12 protein-coding genes are annotated in these 15,165 nt (G+C 66.8%); 5 read left to right on the forward strand and 7 right to left on the reverse strand.

The window, feature by feature from the left end; genetic code table 11:
- Window positions 1-27: 27 nt before the first annotated feature.
- The 4 genes from RT688_RS07925 to RT688_RS07940 all read right to left on the reverse strand — a co-directional run bounded on the left by RT688_RS07925 (window position 28) and on the right by RT688_RS07940 (window position 4,358).
- On the reverse strand, window positions 28-2,265 hold the full coding sequence (locus RT688_RS07925; RefSeq protein ID WP_313704304.1) for a bifunctional (p)ppGpp synthetase/guanosine-3',5'-bis(diphosphate) 3'-pyrophosphohydrolase: 2,238 nt from the start codon (window positions 2,263-2,265) through the stop codon (window positions 28-30).
- Between the two features lie 102 nt (window positions 2,266-2,367).
- Window positions 2,368-2,571 carry a DNA-directed RNA polymerase subunit omega gene (gene rpoZ / locus RT688_RS07930; protein ID WP_005665923.1) on the reverse strand — a complete coding sequence of 68 codons (204 nt, stop codon included), beginning with the start codon at window positions 2,569-2,571 and terminating at the stop codon, window positions 2,368-2,370.
- Between the two features lie 52 nt (window positions 2,572-2,623).
- A complete protein-coding gene (gene gmk / locus RT688_RS07935; protein WP_313704305.1) occupies window positions 2,624-3,268 on the reverse strand; it encodes a guanylate kinase in 645 nt (214 codons plus the stop codon).
- A gap of 202 nt (window positions 3,269-3,470) precedes the next feature.
- Window positions 3,471-4,358, reverse strand: a complete 888-nt coding sequence (locus RT688_RS07940; RefSeq protein WP_313704306.1) for a YicC/YloC family endoribonuclease — start codon at window positions 4,356-4,358, stop codon at window positions 3,471-3,473.
- 196 nt (window positions 4,359-4,554) lie between these two features.
- On the opposite strand from RT688_RS07940, the gene RT688_RS07945 reads away from it, so the two are divergent.
- The 5 genes from RT688_RS07945 to hemW all read left to right on the forward strand — a co-directional run bounded on the left by RT688_RS07945 (window position 4,555) and on the right by hemW (window position 9,391).
- Window positions 4,555-5,553: a serine/threonine-protein kinase gene (locus RT688_RS07945; protein ID WP_313704307.1), complete on the forward strand. Its 999-nt coding sequence runs from the start codon at window positions 4,555-4,557 to the stop codon at window positions 5,551-5,553.
- Window positions 5,554-5,562: 9 nt separating this feature from the next.
- Window positions 5,563-6,501, forward strand: coding sequence for a protein phosphatase 2C domain-containing protein (locus RT688_RS07950; RefSeq protein ID WP_313704308.1), 939 nt, complete (start codon window positions 5,563-5,565; stop codon window positions 6,499-6,501).
- Window positions 6,502-6,514: 13 nt separating this feature from the next.
- Window positions 6,515-7,249 (forward strand): ribonuclease PH, encoded by a 735-nt coding sequence (rph, locus tag RT688_RS07955; protein WP_313704309.1) that lies wholly within the window; start codon window positions 6,515-6,517, stop codon window positions 7,247-7,249.
- Between the two features lie 319 nt (window positions 7,250-7,568).
- Window positions 7,569-8,153, forward strand: a complete 585-nt coding sequence (gene rdgB / locus RT688_RS07960; protein ID WP_313704310.1) for an RdgB/HAM1 family non-canonical purine NTP pyrophosphatase — start codon at window positions 7,569-7,571, stop codon at window positions 8,151-8,153.
- Window positions 8,150-9,391: a radical SAM family heme chaperone HemW gene (gene hemW, locus RT688_RS07965; RefSeq protein ID WP_313704311.1), complete on the forward strand. Its 1,242-nt coding sequence runs from the start codon at window positions 8,150-8,152 to the stop codon at window positions 9,389-9,391. Before rdgB ends, hemW begins: the two co-directional genes overlap by 4 nt.
- Window positions 9,392-9,400: 9 nt before the next feature.
- On the opposite strand, the gene RT688_RS07970 is transcribed toward hemW, so the two are convergent.
- From RT688_RS07970 to RT688_RS07980, 3 genes are all read right to left on the reverse strand, one after another.
- Window positions 9,401-10,384, reverse strand: a complete 984-nt coding sequence (locus tag RT688_RS07970; RefSeq protein WP_313704312.1) for a M28 family peptidase — start codon at window positions 10,382-10,384, stop codon at window positions 9,401-9,403.
- A 168-nt stretch (window positions 10,385-10,552) separates the two neighbouring features.
- Window positions 10,553-11,995 carry an efflux transporter outer membrane subunit gene (locus RT688_RS07975; RefSeq protein WP_313704314.1) on the reverse strand — a complete coding sequence of 481 codons (1,443 nt, stop codon included), beginning with the start codon at window positions 11,993-11,995 and terminating at the stop codon, window positions 10,553-10,555.
- Window positions 11,995-15,162 carry an efflux RND transporter permease subunit gene (locus RT688_RS07980; RefSeq protein ID WP_313704315.1) on the reverse strand — a complete coding sequence of 1,056 codons (3,168 nt, stop codon included), beginning with the start codon at window positions 15,160-15,162 and terminating at the stop codon, window positions 11,995-11,997. Before RT688_RS07980 ends, RT688_RS07975 begins: the two co-directional genes overlap by 1 nt.
- Between the last annotated feature and the right edge of the window lie 3 nt (window positions 15,163-15,165).

Genomic DNA, 15,165 nt, shown 5'->3' on the forward strand with positions numbered 1-15,165 from the left:
GGGCTGTTCGTCCTTTGGCGTGCGGTATCAGGCCCGCTCGCGCTCGACCCGGTTGACGCCCGCCACGCGCCGCAGGTTGCGGATCAGGTGCGCCAGGTGCACCCGGTCCTTCACCTGGATCGTGAAGCGCAGCTGGGTCATCATGTTCTCGTCGTCCTCGTCCATGCCGACGTAGGTGATGTTGCCGTCCGATTCGCCGATCTCGGCCGCCACGCGCGCGAGGATGCCTTTCTCGTTGTTGATCAGGAGGCGGATGCGGCAGTCGAAGCGGCGGTTCAGCTCCTCGCCCCACTGCACGGCGATCCAGCGGTCCGGCTCCTTGGCGCGCAGGCGCTTGGCCGGCAGGCAGTCGGCCGTGTGCACCACCAGGCCCTGGTCGCGGCGCAGCTGGCCGACGATCTGGTCGCCCGGAATCGGCAGGCAGCACGGCGCCAGCTGGACCGAGACGCCTTCGCTGCCGTAGATCGTGACCGGGTCGATGTCGCCGGCCAGCGGCGCGCTCGACGGCAGCACGTCGGTTTCGCCTTCCATCAGGCCGAAGATGTGGCGCGCCACCAGCGCCGGCATGCGCTTGCCGATGCCGATGTCGGCATACAGCTCCTCCATCGACTTGGCCGAGGATTCGGCCAGCACCTTGTCGATGGTGACGGCCGGCAGCTCGGGCTGGATGCCGCGCGCGGCCAGCGCCTGGGCCAGCAGCTCCTGGCCCAGCTCGACCGATTCGTTGACGTTCACCGTGCGCAGGTGGTGGCGGATCGCCGAGCGCGCCTTGCCGGTGCGGACGTAGTTGAGCCAGGTCGGGCTCGGGCGCGAGTTCGGATCGGTGACGATCTCGACGATGTCGCCGTTGTGCAGCTCGGTGCGCAGCGGCTGGGTCTCGTTGTTGATCTTGACCGCCACGCAGTGGTCGCCGATGCCGGTGTGGATCGAGTAGGCGAAGTCGAGCGCCGTGGCGCCGCGCGGCAGGGCGATGATCTTTGACTTCGGTGTGAACACGTAGACCGAATCCGGGAACAGGTCGACTTTCACATGCTCGAGGAACTCGGCCGAGTCGCCGGTCTGCTGCTGGATGTCGAGCAGCGACTGCAGCCAGGCATGGGTGCGCTGCTGCAGGTCCGACATGTTCTGGTCGCCGGTCTTGTACAGCCAGTGCGCCGCCACGCCGCTCTCCGCGGTGCGGTGCATGTCCTGGGTGCGGATCTGGAATTCGACCGGCGTGCCGTAGGGGCCGATCAGGGTGGTATGCAGCGACTGGTAGCCGTTGATCTTGCGGATCGCGATGTAGTCCTTGAACTTGCCGGGCATCGGCTTGTACAGCCCGTGCAAGGTGCCGAGGGCGACGTAACAGTTCGGGATGCTGTCGACCACGACGCGAAAGCCGTACACGTCGAGCACCTGCGAGAACGACAGGTGCTTGTTGCGCATCTTTTTATAGATGCCGAACAGGGTCTTCTCGCGGCCGTAGACCTCGGCGTGGATGCCGGCCATGGCCAGCGTCTGCTTGACCGCCTCGAGGATCTTCTTGACCACTTCGCGGCGGTTGCCGCGCGCCGCCTTGACCGCCTTCGACAGGGTGCGGTAGCGCAGCGGGTAGAGGTGCGAGAAGGCCAGGTCCTGCAGCTCGCGGTAGATGTTGTTCAGGCCGAGGCGGTGCGCGATCGGGACATAGACTTCCATCGTCTCGCCGGCGATGCGGCGCTTCTTGGCCGGGACCATCACGCCGAGCGTGCGCATGTTGTGCAGGCGGTCGGCCAGCTTGATGAGAATCACGCGCACGTCGGACGCCATCGCCAGCAGCATCTTGCGGAAGTTTTCCGCCTGCGCCTCGACCAGGCTCTGGAACTCGATCTTTTCCAGCTTGGACAAGCCGTCGACCAGGTTCGCGACCTGCGGGCCGAAGCGCTCGATCAGTTCTTCCTTCTTGACGTCCTGGTCTTCGATGACGTCGTGCAGCAGGGCGGCCATGATGGCCTGGGCGTCGAGCTTCCACTCGGCGCAGATCTCGGCCACCGCGATCGGGTGCGAGATATAGGGTTCGCCCGACTTGCGCACCTGGCCGAGGTGCATCTCGTCCGAGAAGCGATAGGCTTCCTTGACCTTCTTCAGCTCGACGGGGGTGAGGTATTCGGAGAGTTTATCGACCAGCTGCGTGACCGATGCAACGCCGATAGCCGTGGGCTCGGCGGTTTCTTGCGGCTTGCCCGGGCGCTTGGCCCGGGCGGGGGGATTGCCTGAATGAGTCGAATCCGGGGTAGACAGGTTCATACGCTATGTCGATCAGCCGCAGTGTGGTGACAGAATAACAGAATTACGGGCCGACGATTTTGAGTGCGTTTTAAGCAGACCCGGCAGGCCTTGCCCAGGTCCTTACATCGGGACCTTTTTCAGCATTTCCAGGCCGACTTTACCGGCGGCGATTTCGCGCAGCGCGACGACGGTCGGCTTGTCCTTGGCTTCGACCTTCGGGGTGTGGCCCTGCAGCAGCTGGCGCGCGCGGTAGGTGGCGGCCAGGGTCAGCTGGAAGCGGTTCGGGACGTTTTTCAGGCAATCTTCGATGGTGATGCGGGCCATGGTTTAACTCCAAAAATGGATAGATGCAGCGGCGCGGACGACGCGGCAGAAATTACGATTGTTGCAGTGCGTGGATACCCAGTTGGGCAAACAGCGAGGCGTTGCGGGCGGCCTGTTGGGCGAAGCGGCAACGTGTCGCTTGGACAATCGCCCGCAGCTCGGCCAGGGCGACGTTGAACTCTTCGTTGATGATAGCATATTCGAACTCGGGAGCGTGAGCGATCTCGCCCCCGGCGGCCAGCAGGCGGCGCGTGATGATGTGCGGTTCGTCGGTGCCGCGCTTGTGCAGGCGCTCTTCCAGCGCCGCGATCGACGGCGGCAGGATGAAGATGCCGGCGGCGTCCGGGAACTGCTTCTTGACCTGGCGGGCGCCTTGCCAGTCGATTTCCAGCAGGATATCGGTGCCGCTCTTCATCTTTTCTTCCACGCTCAGGCGGCTGGTGCCGTAGAAATTGCCGTGCACCTCGGCCCATTCGAGGAATTCGCCGCGCGCTGCGCGCCTTTCGAAATCCTCGGCGGTGGTGAAGTGGTAGTGCACGCCGTCCTGCTCGCCCGGGCGCGGCGCACGCGTGGTGGTCGAGATCGACAACTGGATGCCCGGCTCCTGCGCCAGCAGCGCGTTGACCAGGGTCGACTTGCCGGCGCCGGAAGGCGCGGCGACGACGAACAGGCTGCCGGAGAAAGCGGTGGTGAGCATGGTGTGTTCCTTTGGTTCTGTGTTCTTGGTGGCGACGTTTCGTTGCCGCGATTGTTCATCATATAGCTGAACGCGTGGACGGCAAAGCCGTCCACCCTACGGGTTTGACGGAAACGTATCCGATTTACCCGTAGGGTGGACGGTTTCCCCGTCCACGCGTTCAAGCGGCGCTAAAAAACCACGCCGCGAATTCAAATTGATCTTACTCCAGGTTCTGCACCTGCTCGCGCATCTGCTCGATCAGCAGCTTCAGCTCCATCGACGCGTCCGCCAGTTCCTTGACCGAGGCCTTGGCGCCGAGCGTGTTCGCTTCGCGGTTCAGTTCCTGCATCATGAAGTCCAGGCGCTTGCCGACCTGACCGCCCTTTTTCAGGATGTGGCGGGTTTCGTTCAGGTGGGCCGACAGGCGCGACAGCTCTTCCGAGACGTCGATGCGGATGCCGTACAGCGTCACTTCCTGGCGGATGCGCTCGAAGACTTCCTGGCGCGTCAGCGTCGACGGGTTGCCGTGGCCGGCCAGGCCCAGCGCGTCCTGCATGCGCTCGACCGCCTTTTGCTGGAACTGCGAGATCACCTGCGGGATCAAGGGGGTGATGCGCTTGACGATCGCTTCCATCGCGTCGATGCGCGCGACCAGCATGGCTTCCAGCGCCGCGCCTTCGCGCTTGCGGCTCTCGACGAAGGCGGCGATCGTCTTCGCGGTGAGGGCGGCCACGTCCGCCTGCAGCGACTCCTGGCCGACGTGCGACTCCTCGATCACGCCGGGCCAGCGCAGCAGCTCGGCGACCGACATCGGGGACGCCTGGGCGAAGTGGCGGCTGACCTCGCCCTGCAGCCGCGCCAGGTCGGCCAGCAGTTCCTGGTTCAGTGCCTGGGTGCCGCCGCTGGCCTTGCGGCCGAAGGACAGCCGGGCTTCGACTTTGCCGCGGGTGATGGCGGCCATGATCGCGGCGCGCAGGTCCGGTTCCAGCGCGCGCAGCTCGTCGTTGATGCGGAACTGAAGATCGAGAAAGCGCGAATTGACGCTCTTGATTTCGATCGTGAGGGTGCCGGCAGCGCCTTCGCTGGTGGCAACCGCATAACCTGTCATGCTTGAAATGCTCAATGGAGTCCCCGGTTTGTAGAGCGTCTGTACAAAGCCGCAGCGGCCCTGTATGCGACTCGCGTATTGACGTTTTGTCCGCGGCGATGCGCCAGGTGCTGCGGTTGTTGCTGGACGCTCTTTATTCTTTACAAAGCCGACATTTATCCACACAATCGCCGTGTTATGCAAGGAACTCTTCAGTATGGCCGCACAAAATAACGCACCCTTGCCGGATGGGCTGGAGATTGCCGGATATCGCATTGTAAAGAAAATCGCGTCTGGCGGGTTCAGTATTGTCTATCTTGCATATGATGCCGGAGGCAGCGCGGTGGCCATCAAGGAGTACCTGCCGAGCGCGCTCGCGCTGCGCCAGACGGGCGAGCTCGCGCCCACGGTCGCCAAGCCGCACCAGCCGCTGTTCCGCATCGGCCTGAAGTGCTTCTTCGAGGAGGGCAGGGCGCTGGCGCGCGTGAATCACCCGAACGTGGTGCGCATCTTGAACTTCTTCCGCGCCAACGAGACGGTCTACATGGTGATGGCCTACGAATCGGGCCACTCGCTGCAGGAGCACGTCGCGCGCGTGGTGGGCAAGGGCAGCCGCCTGAACGAGCGCTTCGTGCGCAAGGTATTTACCGGGGTCTGCCACGGCCTGCGCGAAGTCCACGCCAACAAGCTGCTGCACCTGGACCTGAAGCCGGCCAACATCTACCTGCGCAGCGACGGTTCGCCGATCCTGCTCGACTTCGGCGCCGCGCGCCAGGCGATCAACAAGGACCTGCCCATGCTGGCGCCCATGTACACGCCGGGCTTCGCGCCGCCCGAGCTGTACACCAGGGGCGCGCCGCTCGGGCCGTGGTCGGACATCTACAGCATCGGCGCGGCGCTGTTCGCCTGCATGGGCGGCGCGCCGCCGCAGGGCGCCGACGCCCGCGCGAACGAGGACAAGCTGCCCGCGCAGTTCGCGCGCATCGAGACGGCGTATTCGCCGGAACTGGTCGACGTGGTGCGCGCCTGCCTGGCGCTCGACCCGATGGCGCGTCCGCGCAGCGTGTTCGAAGTGCAGAAGGTGCTGCAGGCGGCGCCGGCCAGGCCGATCGCGGAAGACATCCCGCCCGTCCCCGCGCCGGCGGCGGGCGGCTTGCGCGGCCTGTTCGGACGCCTCGGCGTGCTCGGGCGCGCAAAGAGCGGCAGTATCGACTAGGGGAGCGAGATGCAGTTTTCCGTCTACCAGCAAAGCCACATCGGCGCGCGCCGCGTCAACCAGGACCGCATGGGGTACTGCTTCACGCGCGACGCGCTGCTGCTGGTGCTGGCCGACGGCATGGGCGGCCACCTGCACGGCGAGATCGCCGCGACCATCGCGATGCAGACCCTGTCGATGATGTTCCAGATGCAGGCGCGTCCGACCATCAGGAAGCCCGAGCGCTTCCTGGAGGAGGCCCTGATGCAGGCGCACCGCGACATCCACGCCTACGCGGCGCGCCACCAGCTGCCCGACACGCCGCGCACCACGGTGGTGGCCTGCCTGGTGCAGCACAACTGCGCCCTGTGGGCGCACTGCGGCGACTCGCGCCTGTACTGGCTGCGCGCGGGCCAGGTGCTGGCGCGCACGCGCGACCACTCGCACCTCGAATACCTGATCGACAAGGGCCAGCTCGACCCGGCGGATGCGGCGAACCACCCGGACCGCAACAAGCTCTACAACTGCCTGGGCGCCCACACGCCGCCCCGCATCGCGCTGTCGCGCCAGTCCGCGCTGCAGGCCGGCGACGTGCTGCTGCTGTGCTCCGACGGCCTGTGGTCGACGGTGCCGGATGCCGAGATCGTGCGCAGCCTGGCCACCGCCACGGTGGTGCAGGCGGTGCCCGAGCTGGTCGCGGCCGCGGTGGCGCGCGGCGGCGCGCGCGGCGACAACACGACCGCGCTGGCGATCAGCTGGCAGGGCGACGAGAACCTCGCCGGGTCCGGCCTGCCGAACGTGGTCTCGACCCAGATGCTGGCCGCCGACCAGGTCAGCAGCACCATCGTCGGCGCCGGCGCCGAGCTGGATGCCGCGCTGGATGCCGACCCTTTCGACGAAGACGCCATCGAGAAGGCGATCGCCGAGATCAACCAGGCGATCGAGAAGTCCTCCCAATTACTCAAATAGACAAAGGTCCACCATGACATTCGCAACCCGTCCGAGCGGCCGCGCCGTCGACCAGCTGCGCGACATCCGCATCACGCGCCAGTACACCAAGCACGCCGAAGGGTCGGTGCTGATCGAATGCGGCGACACCAAGGTGATCTGCACCGCCAGCATCGAGGAAAAGGTGCCGGGCTTCCTGAAAGGGAAGGGGCAGGGCTGGCTGACCGCCGAATACGGCATGCTGCCGCGTTCCACCCACAGCCGCATGGACCGCGAGGCCGCGCGCGGCAAGCAGACCGGCCGCACCCAGGAAATCCAGCGCCTGATTGGCCGCTCGCTGCGCGCCGCCTTCGACCTGGAAGCCTTCGGCGAGCGCACCCTGCACCTGGACTGCGACGTGATCCAGGCCGACGGCGGCACCCGCACCGCCGCGATCACCGGCGCCATGGTCGCCGCCTACGACGCGTTCTCCAGACTGGTGCAAGGCGGCGTGCTGGCGGCGGTGCCGGTGAAGCACTTCGTGGCCGCGATCTCGGTCGGCGTCTACCAGGGCACGCCGGTGCTCGACCTCGACTACCTCGAGGATTCGGGCTGCGACACCGACATGAACGTGGTCATGACGGAGCAGGGCCATTTCGTCGAGGTGCAGGGCACGGCCGAGGGCGCGGCCTTCGACCGCGCCGGCATGAACCGCCTGCTCGACCTGGCGCAGGGCGGCATCGCGGACCTGGTGCGGCTGCAGAAGCAGTCGCTCGGCATCGCCAAGTAAGGCATCACGGCCGCCGACCGTAGGGTGGGCAGTGGTGCTGGCATTTAGCCAGCACCACTGCCCACGCGTTACGCGCGCCTCCCGCGTCCGCTGCGCGAACGATTCGCCCCGCAACGCACGCGATCGACGCTGGCGCCAGCATGACGCTTGTGGACACGTTGCCGTTGTGCGCATGGCCGGGCCTCGGCCGGACCAACGCTGCTCATGCTTTCGCGTGGGCACAGGTGCCCACCCTACGGTCCGAGGCCGCGGCTCCACCGGCGCGCGAAATCGCGAAAAGGTAAAATACCCCCTTCGCCTTATCCCTCCCGCCACCACCATGACCCAACGCCTCATCCTCGCCTCGAACAACGCCGGCAAGCTCAAGGAATTCCAGCAGATCCTCGGCCCGATCGGCTTCACCCTGCACCCGCAGGGCGAATTCAACGTGCCGGAAGCCGAGGAGCCGCACGCCACTTTTGTGGAGAACGCCCTGGAAAAAGCGCGTCACGCGTCGCGCCTGACCGGCCTGCCGGCGCTGGCCGACGACTCGGGCGTGTGCGTCAACGCGCTGGGCGGCGCGCCCGGCGTGTACTCGGCGCGCTTCGCCGGCGAACCAAAGTCCGACGCCCGCAACAACCAAAAACTGGTGGCGGAGCTGGCCGACAAGGCGGATAAATCGGCGTATTACTACTGCGTGCTGGTCTACGTGCGCCACGCCGACGATCCGCAGCCGATCATCGCCGACGGCCGCTGGGATGGCGAGATCATCGCCACCCCGCGCGGCGAGAACGGCTTCGGCTACGACCCCTATTTCCTGATCCCGGCGCTGGGCAAGACCACGGCCGAACTCACGCCCGCGGAAAAGAACGCGCGATCGCACCGCGGCCAGGCCCTGCGCGCACTGGTAGAGAAACTGAAATGATTCCGATCAAAGTCGCCGGCGCGAACGTCGGCGAAGCCCGCTCCCCGGCCAGCGCCGCGCTGCAATACCTGCAGCCGGGCGCCCTGAACCTGGCGGCGCTGCCGCCGCTGTCGCTCTACATCCACTTCCCCTGGTGCGTGCGCAAGTGCCCCTACTGCGACTTCAATTCGCACGAGGCGAAGGGCGAGCTGCCGGAAAAGGAATACCTCGATGCCGTGCGCCTCGACCTGGAGCAATCGCTGCCGCTGATCTGGGGCCGCAAGATCCACACCGTCTTCATCGGCGGCGGCACGCCGAGCCTGATGTCGGCCGCCGGCATGGACCGCCTGCTGTCGGACGTACGTACCCTGCTGCCGCTGGAGCTGGACGCCGAGATCACGATGGAGGCCAATCCCGGCACCTTCGAGGCCGAGAAGTTCCGCCACTACCGCGACAGCGGCGTGAACCGCCTGTCGATCGGCATCCAGAGCTTCAATGGTGCGCACCTGCAGGCCCTGGGGCGCATCCACGACGAGCGCGAAGCGCTGCGCGCGGTGGAGATCGCGGGCGCCACTTTCGAGAACTTCAACCTCGACCTGATGTACGCGCTGCCGTCGCAGACGCTGCAGGAAGCGGAACACGACCTGCGGACCGCGCTCTCCTTTGCGCCGCCGCACCTGTCGCTGTACCACCTGACGATGGAACCGAACACGGTCTTCGCCAAGTACCCGCCGCAGCTGCCCGACGACGACGCCAGCGCCGACATGCAGGACATGATCGCGGAAACGACGGCCGCCGCCGGCTTCGAGCACTACGAGGTCTCGGCCTATGCGCAAGCAGGCCGGCGCGCGCGCCACAACCTGAACTACTGGACCTTCGGCGATTACCTCGGCGTGGGCGCGGGCGCGCACTCGAAGATCTCGTTCCCGCACCGCGTGCTGCGCCAGGCGCGCTTCAAGCAGCCGAACTCCTTCATCGAGGCGGCCAGGCGCGGTAACCCGGTACAGGAAGAGCATGAAATCGCGCGCGCCGACATGGGCTTCGAGTTCATGCTCAACGCCCTGCGCCTGACCGGCGGCTTCGACCCGAACCTGTTCGGCGAACGCACCGGCATGAGCATCACCGCGATCGGCAAGGCCCTCGATGCGGCCGAGGCCAAGGGGCTGCTGTACCGCGACTTCAAGCTCATCCGCCCGACCGAGCTGGGTCAGCGCTTCCTGAACGATTTGCAGGAAATGTTCCTGAACGAGGCCGAGTAAGAAAGACGGTCAGCCGCGCGTGGCGCCTGCCAGCGCGGCGATCGTTTTCGACAGCCCCGTGACGACGCGCGCCATGCTCTCGTAGTCGAGCTTGTCCGGCGTGTCCTGCGCCGTGTGGTAGTAGGGGTAGCGCATGAAGGCGGTGTCGGTGATCATCAGCGCGGGATAGCCGTGCCGGTTGTAGGCGCTGTGGTCGGACAGGGTCACGCCCATCGTATGCGCCGGCGCGGCCAGGCCCTGCGCCGGGAAATCGGAGGCGTCGCGGAAGGCCGCCAGCGCCTGGCGCACCAGCGCCGAGGATTCGATCGTCCCGACAAAGGCGATGAAGTTGCCGGTATCCGGATACTGGCCGTCCAGCCCCGGCGGCAGTTGCTGGCTGCCCGGCTGGTCCGAGTAGTAACCCATCGTTTCCAGCACCAGCGCGCCCTCGACGAGCTGCCCCTGGCGCTTCAGCTCGGCCGCATGGCGCATGCTGCCCATTTGCTCGCCCATGAAGAAGGGCGGTTCCTCGTTGACGAAGAAGACGAAACGCACCTCGGTGCCGGCGGCCGGCTGCATGGTCCGCAGCAGGCGCGCGAGCTCGAGCACGGCCGCGGTGCCGCTGCCGTTGTCGTTCGCGCCCGGCGCCCCTTGCGCCGAATCGTAGTGGGCGCCGACGATGAAGATGCGGTCCGGCCGCTTGCCCCTGGCGACCTTGCCGACGACGGCCTCGATGTTGCGCACGCGTTGCCCGCCGGCCTCGTATTCCTGGCGCGACGGCGTGTAGCCGGCGCGTTCCAGCGCCGTTTCGATATAGCGGGCGGCGCGCTCGAGCTGTTCCGGCCGGCTCGTGTTGTGTTCCTCGGACGCGACGGCGCGCACATGCTCGCGCATGCGTTCGGCCAGGTCGGGCGCCGCGCGGGCGGACTCGGGGCCGACCGTCAAGACCGCCACCATGATGAGCAGGACGAGCGCAACGATGACTTTCCAGTGTGAGTGAAAAAAGTTCCGCATGGCAGTGGGCGGCGCCTCAATGGCGCCATCTCCAATAGACCAGGCCAGTGTAGCCAAGTTCAGTTCAACAGGGCCGCACGGCACCGTTGCGCGCGCTGGGCCAAAAAATGACCAAAAAAAACCGGGGCACGCAGCCCCGGTTTTCCGTGTTACCACATAGGTCAGCGATCAGCGCGACGCCTGCGCCTCGGCCGCCGCCGTTACACGCGTGTCGCTCCAGCCGCCGCCCAGCACGCGGTACAGCGTGACCTGGTTCTGCAGGCGCGCCAGGTTCGCTTCCACCGCCTGTTGCTGCGCCTGGAACAGCGAGCGCTGGGCGTCGAGCAGGTCGAGGTAGCTGGCCGCGCCGCTGCGGTAGCGCAGGTCAGACAGCTTGAAGCGGGTTTCCTCGGCGGCGGCCACGGCGCGCTGGGCGCGCAGCTGTTCGCTGAAGGTGGCCTGGCCGGCCAGCGCGTCCGCCACTTCGCGGAAGGCGGTCTGGATCGTGCTCTCGTACTGCGCCACCGCGATGTCGCGGTTGACGCGGGCGACGTCGACGCCGGCGCTCACGCGGCCCAGGTCGAAGATCGGCAGGATCGCCTGTGGGGCGAAGGTCCAGCCGAAGGAACCGCTCTTGAACAGGCCCGACAGCTCGGTGCTGGCGCTGCCCGCGCTCGCGGTCAGCGAGATGCGCGGGAAGTAGTTCGCGCGCGCCGCGCCGATGTTGGCGTTGGCCGCGATCAGCTGCTGCTCGGCCGAGCGGATGTCCGGACGCACGGCGAGCAGGTCCGAGGGCAGCCCGGCCGGCAGGTCGGGCAGCTCGGTCGTCGCCAGGGTGGCGCCGGCCGGCAGGTTCTCCGGGATCGGCTGGCCCACCAGCAGGGTCAGCGTGTTGGCGTCCTGGGCGCGCAGGCGGCGCAGCTGCGCCAGCGTGGCGCGCGCCGTCTCGACCAGCGAGGCCGACTGCTGCAGGTCGAGGTTCGACGAGACGCCGTTCTCGAAGCGCAGCCTGGTCAGGCGCAGCGATTCCTCGCGCGTCTTGAGGGTCTGCTCGGTGAGCGCCAGCAGCTCGTCGTCGGCCAGCAGCGACAGGTAGCTGTTGGCCACCGAGGCGATCAGGCTGATCTGGGCGGTCTTGCGCGCCTCCTCGGTGGAGAAGTACTGCGCCAGCGCCGCTTCCGACAGGTTGCGCACGCGGCCGAACAAATCGAGCTCGAAGTTCGACACGGTCAGGCCGGCCTGGTAGGCGCTCTGGATCGGCTGGTCTTCGCCGACGCTCTGGCGGTTGCCGGTGACGGCGGCCGATACGGTCGGCACGCGGTCGGCGCGGGTGATGCGGTACTGGGCGCGCGCCTGCTCGATGTTCAGGACCGCTACGCGCAGGTCGCGGTTATTCGCCAGCGACAGCTCGATCAGCTGGCGCAGGCGGGCGTCGGCGAAGAAGCGCTGCCAGGCGATGCTGGCCGGCGCTTCGGTGGTCGCGGTCGGCAGCGTCGCGCCGCCTTCGGCCGGCAGCTGCGGGAAGCTGCCGGCCACCGGTGCGGCCGGGCGCTCGTACTTCGGCGCCAGGTTCATGCAGCCTGCCAGCGTCATCGCCAGCGCCAGCGGGGTCAGGAGTTTGAGTTTTTGCATCAGATTTTTTCCTCGATAGCCTTGCTGGTGTCGGTGTCGCCTTCGTGCGCGTACTTCTTGCGCTGGCGTTCGCTGCCCTTGAAGAGCTTGCGAACGACAACGAAGAACACCGGCACGAACAGCACGCCGAGCGTCGTCGCGGTGATCATGCCGCCCATCACGCCGGTACCGATCGCACGCTGCGATGCCGAGCCTGCGCCGCCGGCGATCACCAGCGGCAGCACGCCCAGGATGAAGGCGAGCGAGGTCATGATGATCGGGCGGAAGCGCAGGTGCGCCGCTTCGATCGCCGCTTCCATCGGGCTGCGGCCCTGGGCCTGCAGGTCCTTCGCGAACTCGATGATCAGGATCGCGTTCTTCGCCGCCAGGCCGATGATGGTGATCAGGCCGATCTTGAAGTACACGTCGTTCGGATAACCGCGCAACATCGCCGCGGCGATCGCGCCGAGCACGCCGACCGGCACCACCAGCAGCACCGAGACCGGGATCGACCAGCTTTCATACAGCGCGGCCAGGGCCAGGAACACCGCCAGCATCGCAAAGGCGATCAGGATGCCCATGGTCGAGCCGGACAGTTTTTCCTCGCGCGACTGGCCGGTCCATTCGAAGGCGAAGCCGGCCGGCAGCTTGGCCGCCAGCGCTTCCATCTCGGCCAGGGCGTCGCCGGTCGAATACCCCGGCGCGGCGTCGCCCGAGATGCTCATGCTCGGATAGCCGTTGTAGCGGATCGTCTGCATCGGGCCGGTCACCCAGCGGGTGGTGGCGAAGGACGACAGCGGCACCGGCTGGCCCTGCACGTTCATGGCGTTCAGGCGCAGCAGGTCTTCCGGCTGCATGCGGTCCTTGGCGTCGGCTTGCACCACGACACGCTGCAGGCGGCCGGCGTTCGGGAAGTCGTTCACGTAGCTCGAACCGAGCGAGGTCGAGATCGCGGTGTTGATCGCGTCGAAGGTCACGCCCAGGGCCTGCGCCTTGTCGCGGTCGATGTCGAGCATCACCTGCGGCGCGTCTTCCAGGCCTTCCGGACGCACGCCGGTCAGCACCTTGCTCTGCGAGGCCATGCCCAGCAGCTGGTTACGCGCTTTCACGAGCGCGTCGTGGCCGTTGCCGCCGCGGTCCTGCAGGCGGAACGAGAAGCCGGTGCCGCGGCCCAGTTCCGGGATCGGGGGCGGGCTCAGCGAGAAGATGAAGGCGTCGCGCTGGGTCATCATCATGGCGCCGGTGATGCGGTTGGCGACCGACTGCGCGTCCTGGCCGTCGCCCTTGCGTTCGTTCCAGTCCTTCAGCGGAATGAAGGCGAGCGCCATGTTCTGGCCCTGGCCCGAGAACGAGAAGCCCAGCACGCTGACCATGTTCGCCACTTCCGGCTGCTTCAGCACGAAGGCTTCGGCGTTGCGCATGACCTGGTTGGTGCGCTCGAGCGAGGCGCCCGGCGGCAGCTGGATGTTGGCGACCACGTAGCCCTGGTCTTCGTTCGGCAGGAAGGAGTTCGGCATGCGCATGAACAGCAGGGCGACCACGCCGACCAGCAGCGCGAACACGACCATCGCGCGGCCCGAGCGGCGCAGGATGCTGCCGACGAAGCCTTCATAGCGCTTGGCGGTGACGGCGAACTTGCGGTTGAACCAGCCGAAGAAACCCTTCTTCTCGTGGTGGTGGCCGGCCTCGACCGGTTTCAGCAGGTGCGCGCACAGCGCCGGCGTCAGCGACAGCGCCATGAAGGCCGAGAAGGCGATCGAGGACACCATGACGGCCGAGAACTGGCGGTAGATGTTGCCGACCGCGCCGCCGAAGAAGGCCAGCGGCACGAACACCGACATCAGCACCACGGTCACGCCGATGATGGCGCCCGAGATCTGGCCCATCGCCTTGCGCGTCGCCTGCAGCGGCGGCAGGCCTTCCTCGCTCATGATGCGTTCGACGTTCTCGACGACCACGATCGCATCGTCGACGACGATACCGATGACCAGCACCATGCCGAACATGGTCAGCACGTTGATCGAGAAGCCCAGCGCCAGCAGCACGGCCAGCGAACCGAGCAGGGCGACCGGCACCACGATGGTCGGGATCACGGTGTAGCGGAAGTTCTGCAGGAACACGTACATCACGACGAACACCAGCAGCACCGCTTCGATCAGGGTATGCACCACCTGCTCGATCGAGATGTCGATGAACTTCGAGCTGTCGAACGGGATCGTGTACTTCACGCCGTGCGGGAAGTAGCGCGACAGTTCTTCCATGCGCTCGCGCACCAGCTTGGCGGTTTCCAGCGCGTTGCCGGACGGCGCCAGCTGCACGCCGATACCGGTCGACGGCTTGCCGTTCAGGCGCGCCGAGGTCTGGTAGGCCTGGCCGCCGATTTCCACGCGGGCGACGTCCTTCAGGCGCACGGTCGAACCGTCGGGATTGGCGCGCAGGACGATGTTGCCGAACTGCTCGACGGTGCTGAGCTGGCCTTCCACCACCACGGTCGCGGTGATTTCCTGGCCGGCGGCCAGCGGCAGGTCGCCGATCGTGCCCGAGGCCACCTGGGCGTTCTGGGCGCGGATCGCGTTGTTGACGTCGGCCGGCGACAGGTTCAGGCCGACCAGCTTGGCCGGGTCGATCCAGATGCGCATCGCGCGCTCGGTGCCGAACAGCTGGGCGGTACCGACGCCGCGGATACGCTGGATCTCGGGCAGGACCGTGCGCGAGGCGTAGTCGCCCAGCGCGATCGGGTCCCACTTCGGATCGTCCGACGACAGGATGGTGAACATCAGGAAGTTGGCGCGGACCTTGTCCACGCGCACGCCCTGCTGGTTCACGGCCTGCGGCAGGCGCGGGGTGGCGCGCGACAGGCGGTTCTGGACGTCCACCTGCGCCAGGTCAGGGTCGGTGCCGGTCTCGAAGGTCAGGGTGATCGAGCCGGTGCCGTTGGCCTGGCTGGTCGATTCCATGTAGATCAGGCCGGGCGAGCCGTTCATTTCGCGTTCGATGACGGAAATGACCGAGTCTTCCAGCGTCTGCGCCGAGGCGCCTGGATAGGCGGCGTTCACCACGATCGAGGGCGGCGCCACGTTCGGGTATTGCGCGATCGGCAGCTGGGTGATCGCTACCCCGCCCATCACCATGATGAACAGCGCGATCACCCAGGCAAAGATAGGGCGGTCAATAAAAAAGCGTGCCATTGG

The sequence above is a fragment of the Massilia sp. genome (assembly GCF_032106685.1).
Lineage (GTDB): Bacteria > Pseudomonadota > Gammaproteobacteria > Burkholderiales > Burkholderiaceae_D > Telluria.